Source organism: Psychrobacter sp. Ps4, from assembly GCF_022129285.1.
Taxonomy (GTDB): domain Bacteria; phylum Pseudomonadota; class Gammaproteobacteria; order Pseudomonadales; family Moraxellaceae; genus Psychrobacter; species Psychrobacter immobilis_A.
In genome coordinates, this window is the sequence record NZ_JADQAK010000009.1 from 1 (window position 1) to 10,340 (window position 10,340).

Annotated in this window: 8 protein-coding genes and 1 rRNA gene; 7 read left to right on the forward strand and 2 right to left on the reverse strand. The window is 41.8% G+C overall.

What is annotated here, in order from left to right; all coding sequences use genetic code 11:
• From rrf to I3252_RS06835, 5 genes are all read left to right on the forward strand, one after another.
• Positions 1 to 88, forward strand: a 5S ribosomal RNA gene (rrf, locus tag I3252_RS06815); the annotation flags it as partial.
• A gap of 225 nt (positions 89 to 313) precedes the next feature.
• Entirely contained in the window at positions 314 to 1,114 is an 801-nt protein-coding gene (locus tag I3252_RS06820) for a phospholipase D-like domain-containing protein (protein ID WP_238034645.1), read from the forward strand.
• A 247-nt stretch (positions 1,115 to 1,361) separates the two neighbouring features.
• Positions 1,362 to 1,772, forward strand: a complete 411-nt coding sequence (locus tag I3252_RS06825; RefSeq protein ID WP_238034646.1) for an OsmC family protein — start codon at positions 1,362 to 1,364, stop codon at positions 1,770 to 1,772.
• A 68-nt stretch (positions 1,773 to 1,840) separates the two neighbouring features.
• On the forward strand, positions 1,841 to 2,305 hold the full coding sequence (locus tag I3252_RS06830; protein ID WP_238034647.1) for a flavodoxin family protein: 465 nt from the start codon (positions 1,841 to 1,843) through the stop codon (positions 2,303 to 2,305).
• A 74-nt stretch (positions 2,306 to 2,379) separates the two neighbouring features.
• On the forward strand, positions 2,380 to 3,033 hold the full coding sequence (locus tag I3252_RS06835; protein WP_238034648.1) for a DUF938 domain-containing protein: 654 nt from the start codon (positions 2,380 to 2,382) through the stop codon (positions 3,031 to 3,033).
• Between the two features lie 94 nt (positions 3,034 to 3,127).
• Here I3252_RS06835 and ppc read toward each other — a convergent pair whose 3' ends face one another.
• A complete protein-coding gene (ppc, locus tag I3252_RS06840; RefSeq protein ID WP_238034649.1) occupies positions 3,128 to 5,917 on the reverse strand; it encodes a phosphoenolpyruvate carboxylase in 2,790 nt (929 codons plus the stop codon).
• Between the two features lie 94 nt (positions 5,918 to 6,011).
• Positions 6,012 to 6,803 carry a dienelactone hydrolase family protein gene (locus I3252_RS06845; protein ID WP_238034650.1) on the reverse strand — a complete coding sequence of 264 codons (792 nt, stop codon included), beginning with the start codon at positions 6,801 to 6,803 and terminating at the stop codon, positions 6,012 to 6,014.
• A 312-nt stretch (positions 6,804 to 7,115) separates the two neighbouring features.
• On the opposite strand from I3252_RS06845, the gene I3252_RS06850 reads away from it, so the two are divergent.
• Both I3252_RS06850 and I3252_RS06855 read left to right on the forward strand, forming a co-directional pair.
• Entirely contained in the window at positions 7,116 to 9,203 is a 2,088-nt protein-coding gene (locus I3252_RS06850; protein WP_238034651.1) for a catalase, read from the forward strand.
• A gap of 246 nt (positions 9,204 to 9,449) precedes the next feature.
• Positions 9,450 to 10,238 (forward strand): MBL fold metallo-hydrolase, encoded by a 789-nt coding sequence (locus tag I3252_RS06855; RefSeq protein WP_238034652.1) that lies wholly within the window; start codon positions 9,450 to 9,452, stop codon positions 10,236 to 10,238.
• Positions 10,239 to 10,340: the final 102 nt, after the last annotated feature.

A 10,340-nucleotide genomic window follows, 5' to 3' on the forward strand; every position in this document is an offset into this window, starting at 1 on the left:
CCTGATCCCTTCCCGAACTCAGAAGTGAAACATCATTGCGCCAATGGTAGTGTGGATTCGTCCATGTGAGAGTAGGTCATCGTCAGCTCTCTATTCTGAAACATCCCCCGACTAGTTATCTAGGCGGGGGATTTTCTTTGTTTGGGGATTTATTTGATATTCAATGCTTTTTACCTATAACGTTGTCTATAAATGTGAAAGAGTGAATAATATTTCTTTCCTTTTTATACTATTGATTGTGATATTACTACTAAATCTATAGGATAGTAAGTTTTCAAGTATTATTAAGCTATAGTTTGGAGGATATACAGAATTGAAGGTTTCAGATCTTACCTTAAATGCAATCAAGTCTTACATTACAGGCGATGGTGCTCCAACTCCTTATATGTCAGGACCAGAACTGATTAAGTTTTTCAATGCTTTTGGGTTATCTGATGAATATTCTAATGGAGGTCTTCCAAATGCATGGTCGAGAAATGAGTATACTTATGAACGCTTGAAAGAAGTAAATGGTAGTCCCCAGTTTAAGAAGTTAATTGAAGCGATTCCTGATATTAGAAGAGTTAGTAACCCTGATGAAATAGCTTCGAAACTTAGTAGAATAATAAAGTATGACGGTTATTTTTTTGAAATGGATGACCTAGGAATTTTTAAAGTGACTGGTTCTGGGGTTGATGACCCAATAATGATTGCTGCACACTTTCAGGAAATAAAAAATCAAATTATTGAAGCGATTCAGGCTGCAGAATTTACTATTTGGGTCGCTGTAGCATGGTTTACAGATAAAGATATTGGAAATGAATTACGTAACAAAAATCAGAGTGGGATAAATGTACGAATAATCGTAAACGATGATGTAACCACTGATAAATACGGCTTAGACTTTGGTTCTAGAGGCATTGAATATAAAAAGATTTCCCCAAGTTCTCATTGGGGAAAAAAATTAATGCATAATAAATTTTGCATAATAGATTTATATAAAGTTATTCATGGATCGTATAACTGGACAAGTAATGCTCAACACAATAACGAAAGTATTACTATCACAGATAGTAGAACCTTAGCTGAGGAGTTTTCTAGGCAATTTATTGAGCTTTATAATCAGAAAAATTAACAGACGTATGAATGTTGATATTAAAGCATCTTGATTTTGTCTTACTTGCTATCTTCAAATATTGACCCAGTAATACTTTGGCAGTGAATTAGTGGCATCATATATAAATCCTTTCTCTGAAAAATCTAAAGCCATAATCTCAATTTTTAACTGAAGATTATTAAGAAGATATATTGTTAATCAGCGCACTATTTAAAAGCTTCTAAAAAGAAGTAAGCCAAATATAACAACTATCAAAGGAAAACCTATGACCACATCAAAAGTAACTTATCAAGGCGACCTGCGTACTACCGCTATTCACTTGCAATCAAACAATGAAATCATTACTGATGCACCAGTTGATAATCAGGGTAAAGGCGAAGCTTTTTCACCAACTGATTTATTGGCGACGAGCTTAGCCAGTTGTATGTTGACCATTATTGGTATTAAAGCTCGTGATATGGAAATTGATATTGCAGGTACTACGGCTGAAGTGACAAAAGTAATGTCTGCTGATCCAAGACGGGTAAGTGAAGTACATGTTGCGATTACTTTTAATCAAAAGCTAGATGATAAAACACAAAAAATATTTTATAACACTGCGCTGACTTGTCCGGTTGCTAAAAGCATCCATCCTGATATCATTCAAAAGGTAACTATTAATTCTAAGAACTATTAATCCTAAGAGTTGTTGATTCCAAAAACTACTAATTCCAAAAGTTAATAGCCTCTATAAAGGTGATTAATATGGCTAGCAAAACCTTACTTATTGTCGCGCATGCGCCATCGCCTAATACCAAAAAATTGGCTCATGCGGCGTATGATGGCGCTAGTCATCCTGATTTAGATATCAATGTCATATTAAAGTTACCGCAAGATACCCAGCCTGAAGATGTATTGGCAGCTGACGCACTATTATTAGGAACGACTGAAAATCTAGCATATATGGCAGGGCTGACCAAAGACTTTTTTGATCGTTGTTATTATCCTGTGCTAGAAGAGAAGCAAGGCATGCCATTTGCACTATACATTCGTGCAGGACATGATGGTACGGGTACTAAGCTTGCTATCAAGACGATTACTACTGGATTGCGCTGGTCATGGATTCAAGAGGCGCTGATTTTGCAAGGTGATTGGCACGAAAATTTTACTGAGCAAGTCGAAGAGCTTGCGATGACACTGGCAGCTGGGGTAGAAGCGGGTATTTATTAGTTTTTTCGACGCTTTGCTTGTCGCCATTATTAATATCAAAGCTACAGTAATGAAGATATATAAGGATATTAGCAGTGTTGAATGATGATTTAGATAATAGCCAATCGATTGCTCCTGCTGGCATAGCATTTTCTCAAGCGTGTGAAAATAATAAACAGCCGATTTTAGAAGTTTTACAGCAAGAGTTGCAAGATTCTATTCATGTGTTAGAGGTTGGGTCGGGTACGGGTCAGCATAGTGTGTATTTCGCACCAAGATTGACTCATTTAACATGGCAGACTAGTGATATGTTTGTCAATCACGCCACCATCAATGCTTGGCATGCTGATTATCCTGCCCCTAATGTATATGCACCGCTTACTTTTGATGTATCGCGTGATTCAGTGCCAGTCAATGAGGTTGCCGATGCGCCTTATGATGCAGTATTTACCGCCAATAGCTTGCATATTATGTCGTGGTCTTTAGTGGCTAAGTTATTCCAATTGGTCGGTGATATGCTACCTTTAGATGGTAAATTCATCGTTTATGGACCATTTAACGAAAATGGCATTTATAGCAGCGCAAGCAATCGTCAGTTTGACCATAGCTTACGCCAGCGCGATGCTAACAGTGGTATCCGTCATTTAGAAGACGTTATAGATTTGGCAAATGCACATCATTTAACGTTAAGTAAGCGTTATGAGATGCCATCTAACAATCAAATATTGGTATTCAAAAAACTCTATTAACGTAAAAAGCTGAGTGGATTCACTGTGATAACACCATGAATCAACTCAGCTTTATATAAGTTTGAATCCGTAAAGACCAAACTATTTATAAATATCAACCCGTATTGCGTAGCCCTGCTGCCAAAGCATTGATACTACGAATTAATGCATCTTCGATAGCCAGTCTCTCGTTATTTTCCAATTTATCATCACTAGCGTTATCAGGCTGGCGCATACGTTTGAGTAGCTCAATCTGAATATAGTTAATAGGGTCTAAATAGGCGTTACGCCATTCTAATGAATGAGCTAATTCTTGTTGGTTTGAGAGTAAAGACGCTTGTTCTAGCAAGGAGTTGAGACCTGCGTGCGTCAGTTCATGCTCATCAATCACTGCCTGCATGACTTGCTCACGTAAGCTTTCGTCTTTACACAGTTGACTGTATGCACGGGCGATATTCATCTCGGATTTTGTAAAAGCCATTTCAATATTACTGATAAAGACATTGAAAAATGGCCAGTTTTTATTCATCTCTTTCATTAACGCTTCGTCTTTTTTGACGCTATCTAAAGCACTGCCCACGCCATACCAAGCGGGAAGGGTAAAGCGCGCCAATGACCAGCCAAATACCCACGGTATCGCCCGAATCGTCGATTTGCTCGGCAGTCCCTTTTTACGGTGAGCAGGACGCGAGCCAATATTGAGTAATGAAATCTCTTGTACTGGCGTGGCCTCAGAATAAAACTGATAGAAGCCTTCTGTGTTATCCGTCAGCTCACGATATTGCTGTTCGCCTGCATCTGCCAAATCAGCAAACAACGCTTCATAGCTATCTAGCTGTTTGGGTTGTTCGACAAATCGTGACGAGCTGGCTTTGAGCGCCCCCGTGATTCCCATGGTTAATTCAAACACGGCAGTATCTGGATTGGCATACTTGGCGTAAAGTACTTCGCCTTGTTCGGTGAATTTGATCTGTCCATGTAAAGTGCCAGCAGGCTGCGCGGCAATGGCTTGATGGGTTGAGCCACCACCACGACTGACGGAACCACCACGACCATGGAACAGGCGGGTGGTGATACCATATTGATTGGCGATATCGGTGATGGTTTGCTGGGCACTATATAACTGCCAAGCGGAGGTAATAATGCCGCCATCTTTAGAGGAGTCTGAGTAGCCAAGCATAATCTCTTGAATGTTTCCTGAGTGCTCAAGTAACTCCCGATATAGCGGATTGTCCAATACCATTGGCATAATCTTATCGATATTTTTTAAATCTTCGATGGTTTCAAACAGTGGCGCAACTGGTAGGGCAGAAAATAAATGCCCGTTCTTATCAATACCCGATAAACCTGCAAAACGCATCAGTAGCAGCACTTCTAACAGCTGACTGGCGTTATTGGTCATTGAAATTACATAGCTACCAAAAGTATCGTCGCCGACCAGTTTACGCAGTTTAGCGACAGAATTCATCAGAGCAAGCTGTTCGTGTGTTTGCGCGCTTAAGTTGTCGGTATAAATCAGCGGTGCACCTGGCTTTTCTAGCAAACGGGTTAGCCATTGTTGGCGCTCTGTTTCGCTGAGGGTGTGATAGTCGGGCAGATTCGAGGCGCTAGCGAAAATATCTGCAATAACTTCGCCGTGATATCCTGAATCTTGGCGAATATCCAGCGCAGCCAAATGAAAGCCGCAGGTTTTGACTAGGCGAATGGTATCAAGCAGTAAGCCTTCGCCATGTGCTTTGTCATGAGTATTGACACTTTTGCGAATAAGGCGTAAATCATCTAACAAGGCTGTCGGTGTTGAGTAAGCCTCTTGTGCAGCCTCTTTATCTGTGCCTTGGCTTTGGATATGCTGGTTAGTCGCTTTTATTTTAGCCAGAATAATGGACAGCAATCTTCGGTACGGCTCATTATTGTAATCATCAGGATTGTAGCAAAAGACTTTTTTATCGAGTGTGCTGTAGTCTTTGATACGGGTATAAATCTCTGGCGCGATATCGACGATAGTATCGCTATGAATCAGCTCACGACGCAATTTTCTGACCAATACTTGGTAATGGCGTAGCACGGTATTAGCATGCATCAATACCGCCATTTCAGTGGTTTCATGGGTGACGAATGGATTGCCATCTCTATCGCCGCCAATCCAAGAGCCAAAACTGACAAAGGCGGGTAAAGGGTAGTCGATTAACTCAGGATAGATATCGACGATAGCGTCTTTTATATTACGATACACTTTGGGAATGGCAGTGAATAAGCTGGCATCAAAATAGTGTAAGCCGTTGTTTATTTCATCATAAACCAAAGGTTTTCGGCTGCGAACTTCGTCTGATGACCACAGTAAGTCAATGGTTTCTGCTGTTTTTTGCTTGGCTTGCATAAAGGCTAGACTGCCTTCGGGATAGTCGCTCATGGCATCGGTATGCTCATAGAGGGTCTGCAAGATATTCATGGTGGTGCGTCTACGGGCTTCGGTAGGATGAGCCGTAAAAACAGGAATAAATTTAAGGTGATCAATAAGCTCTTTGATTTGCGCAGGTTCGATTTGCCGCTCACGGCATTCTAACAAGGTGCGGCGAAAGGAGCCCTCCCAGCTTTGATTGGACTGGGCACGCATAGTACGGCGTTGCTCACGCAGATAGTTTTCTTCCGTTAAATTGGCGAGGAAAAAGTAAATAGAGAATGCGCGAATGACGTTTTTTAAGGTTTGATTGTCTAATGAGGCAATAAGATCAATCAGCTGCTGTTTGTGTGCTGGATTATGCTCACGGCGCTCCTGAATAAAGCCTTTGCGCAATGTTTCGATAGTACGTAGGGTATCCTCCCCAGATTGGCGAGAAATGGCCTCACCTAAAAATGCGCCTAACAATCTAACACGCGCACGCAATACGTCGTTCTTCAATAACATAATTGGCTTCCTTGGCTTTTAATCGACTCATTTATCAATGAGATAGGCTGGTTAATGAATAAGGGTCGCTGTTCCTATAAAATATAAATTAAAATTATTTATATTCATTTGCTAAAAAATCCAAATAGCGTTTCCACGAGCGCTCATCTGCACGTGCATCATATCTATCACTGCCGAACACGCTAAAGGCATGTGGTGCACCACTGTATGTCACCATCTCATGCGGTACGTTGGCGGCTTCTAGCGTCTTACCCAAAGTGGCGAAGCTCTCTAGAGAGACAGATTCATCAGCAGAGCCATGGAATACTAAGATTTCTCCAGTTGTCTTGTCATAACTTTGACCCGTTGGAATATCAAAGGCACCATGGAAGGGTACAAATGCTTTTTGCTCAAATCCTGAGCGCGCCAGATCCAGAGCAACGGTACCACCAAAACAATATCCCATGGTAGTGCCTTTACGCACATCATTACCTTGTAGTCTTCCAGCATTCAGCGCACCTTGAAGTATGCGGCGCATTTTATTACGATCATCGTATAACTCCCCAGTTAAGCGTTTGTTTTCTTCAATGGAAGTAGGGCGAACGCCTTGCCCGAACATGTCTGCCGCCAATACGTTGTAGCCCTCGCCTGCTAACATATCAGCACGTTTACGCTCATAGTCTGTCAATCCATCCCAATCATGAATGAGTAGGATAAAAGGCGCATTAGCTTTGTCGGCTTTGGCGTAATAGCCTTCGTATGCTTGATCATCCACGGTATAGGTAATATTTTTGGTTGTAATAGCGGCAGCTGTTTGGCTGAAAGTCAGTGCCATTAGTCCGATTGACGCACCCATTAGCAATGAGTGATAAGGTTTTTTGGACGGAGTATTTGAAGTTGATAACATGGTAGGTCGCCTTATAATCGTATAAAAAAGATAAATAGTTGGCTAAAACCATGCCCATTTTATTTATCAACTGTTTTAATGCTTCCTAAGAGCATACCTTAAAAAATCACCACATTACAAGAATCTATCGTCAACGTTGAAGCTCTCTTTAAATACGCTGAAATTACGGCTTTATCACGGCTGCAAACTTTAACCAAATATCAACAAGGAGTGCCATGAATTAGTCATATTTTTTGGCTAATATTAAAGACAGCTCTATACAAAAGTTCTAAAGAAATAGAGCCTACTTTTAATTACTAGCTAGGATGCATAATGAAAAATAATATTGATCATACTGACCCCGCTAAAGATATGAATACGGAACGTGGCAATGGCGGTGAGACTCACCAGCGCGCAGGGGATGACACTAAAGTGCTAACGACCCAACAAGGTGTCGTCATCTCTGACAATCAAAACTCTCTAAAAGCAGGCGCACGTGGGCCAACCTTATTAGAGGACTTTGTATTGCGTGAAAAGATTCATCATTTTGACCATGAACGTATTCCTGAGCGTATCGTTCATGCGCGTGGTAGTGCTGCTCACGGTTATTTTGAGCTGACAGAATCATTAGAAGAGTACACTACGGCGAAAATTTTGACTGAAACAGGTAAACAGACGCCTTTATTTACCCGTTTTTCTACGGTTGCAGGTAACAAAGGCTCAAAAGATACGCCACGTGATGTGCGTGGTTTTGCTGTGAAGATTTATACCGAAGAAGGTAATTGGGACATCGTTGGTAACAACATGCCGATTTTCTTTATTCAAGATGCGATGAAGTTTCCAGATTTGATTCATGCGGTCAAACCAGAGCCGGATCGTGGCTTTCCGCAAGCTGCTTCGGCGCACGATACTTTTTGGGACTTTGTGTCATTAAGTCCTGAGACCATGCATAATTTAATTTGGCTGATGAGTGATCGTGCACTACCACGCAGTTTACGTATGATGGAAGGCTTTGGTATTCACAGCTATCGCTTAATCAATAAAGAAGGCAAGAGCACCTTTGTCCGTTTCCATTGGAAACCTATACTCGGTGTACAGTCAACCACGTGGGATGAGGCGGTAAAAATCTCAGGCGCTGACCCTGATTATCATCGTCGTGATTTGTTTGAAGCCATTAATAATGGCGACTATCCTGAATGGGAGTTTGGCGTACAGTTATTTACTGAAGAAGAAGCTGATAAATTCCCGTTTGATCATTTAGATGCCACTAAATTGATTCCAGAAGAGATGGTGCCAGTGAAAGTCGTGGGTAAAATGGTGCTGAACCGCTATCCTGATAACTTTTTTGCAGAAACAGAGCAAGTGGCGTTCTGTCCATCGCATCTGCCACCGGGCATTGATTTCAGTAACGATCCATTATTACAAGGTCGTTTGTTCAGTTATCTAGACACCCAGTTATCACGTTTAGGTTCGCCTAACTTTACCCAAATTCCAATCAACGCGCCGAAATGCCCGTTTGCTAATAATCAGCAAGATGGTCATATGCAGATGCAAGTACCTAAGACTCGTGTGCTCTATGAACCACAAAGTTTAGACCCAACCAGACCACGTGAAAGCGCCAAGCGTGGCTTTGAATCGTTCCACGAACAGTTGGATGATGGTGTGAAAGGTCGCGTGCGTGCAGAAAGTTTTGCCGATCACTATAGTCAGCCGCGGATGTTCTATCGTAGCCAGACGCCAGCTGAGCAAGCGCACATTGCCTCTGCTTATGCCTTTGAGTTAGGTAAAGTAGATACGGCGCATGTACGTACTCGTATGCTGAGTCATCTACCGCATATCGATGAAGACTTGGCAAATCGTGTGGCAAAAGCGCTAGGTATGGAACTGCCAGAGCCTGCTGATGCCGCTGCTCCTGTACAGGATATGGCGACATCGAAAGCAGTACAAACCATTGGTCTAACGCCGAAAAGTCTACAAGGGCGTTTGATTGGTATCTTGGTCGCTGAAGGCTCCAAGCATAGTGAAATCAAAAAGTTCGAAGAGGCGGCAAACGCGCAGGGTGCTAGCGTGAAAATCGTTGCGCCCAATAAAGAAGTTGTCTTAGATGACGACACTCGCATACAAGCAGATGAGCGTCTCGCTGGCGGCCCTTCAGTGATGTTTGACGCAGTCGTTAGTATTATTATGCCAGACCAAGCTAAAAAGCTAGCAAAAGACAGCTCAGCACTAGATTGGTTCAATGATGCCTATGGACATTGCAAAGCGATTGCTTATTGCGGGGCGACTGATGAGTTTATCTTAAGTAAGCTACCTATCGAAAAAGACGCCTTTGTCACGCCACTGGCTGAATTGGATACTTTTATTGAGAATGCTAAATCTCGTCTGTGGGAACGTGAGCCAAAGGTTCGTGACTTGGCATAAGGTAGTATTAAGTTTAAACTTCTGATACTTTTAAAATTTTACTAATTTAACGAAAACTCAGCTTTAGCGCTGGGTTTTTTTTGATGGCAAGTTTTATAAAAAAGCAATTTATAGCCACAAGCGTTCACTCAAAGTCATTACAAGTTGAATGGTGGGCGTTATACTAAATCCTATTAAGGCACGTTAAAAGCGTCTCCTATAGTAGGGATGCTATAACAGTGAGCAATCATGTAGCAGGGAATGCAAATGAGTTTATGTGAAATTGTACGTTTAGAAGGATATATCCAAAGTACTTATCTTGCGGTATATCCAGATAAAATTATGCTGCTGGACGGTGGTTGCCGCCCTGATGTGGCGATGGTATTAGATTATATTAGAACGACGTTACAGCGACCAATCAGCGATCTAAAAGTCGTCGTGGTGACCCATATGCATCCTGATCATGCAGGCGGCGCTCATCAATTTAGAAAAGAGACGGGCTGTATCATTGTTTCGGCAGAAAAAAAGCGTCAATGGTATAGCGGTATCGGTGGGCATGCCATGCATTTTGTGGATATAAATCTTGCGCATTATGTGGCGAGACGTCAAGGTCGCTCCCTTAAAAATCTGTATTATCCTGCCCATCTTACGCCTGATATTATCGTTAAAGATGGGGATAGTGTGCCAAAATTTGATGAATGGCGAGTACTGGAAACACCCGGTCATACAGATCGTGATTTATCTCTATTTCATATACCAAGTCGGCAAGTCTATACGGCCGACCTCATTATCAAGCTGCGTCATAAGTTTGTGGCACCTTTTCCTATTTATGATCCTAAAGTCTATATTCAGTCACTACAAAGAATAAAGGCGTTAAAACCCTCTATGGTTATGATGGCACATGGGCGTGAGCTAGCAATCGACGCAGAAACGTTTGATATGCTGATTACGCAAGCACCCAAGCATCCACGGACGATTAAAGACACGATTAAGCATAAGCTACTGTGGCGAAAAGACACTGACTTCACTATTTTTAAACGAAACCGTAAAAAATAAAGTGAAATTTTAAGCAAAAAAAAGCCCAGTCACTATTAATATAATGACTGGGTTTTCTAAATATGGTGGGCCGACCGCGACTCGAACGCGGGACCAATTGAT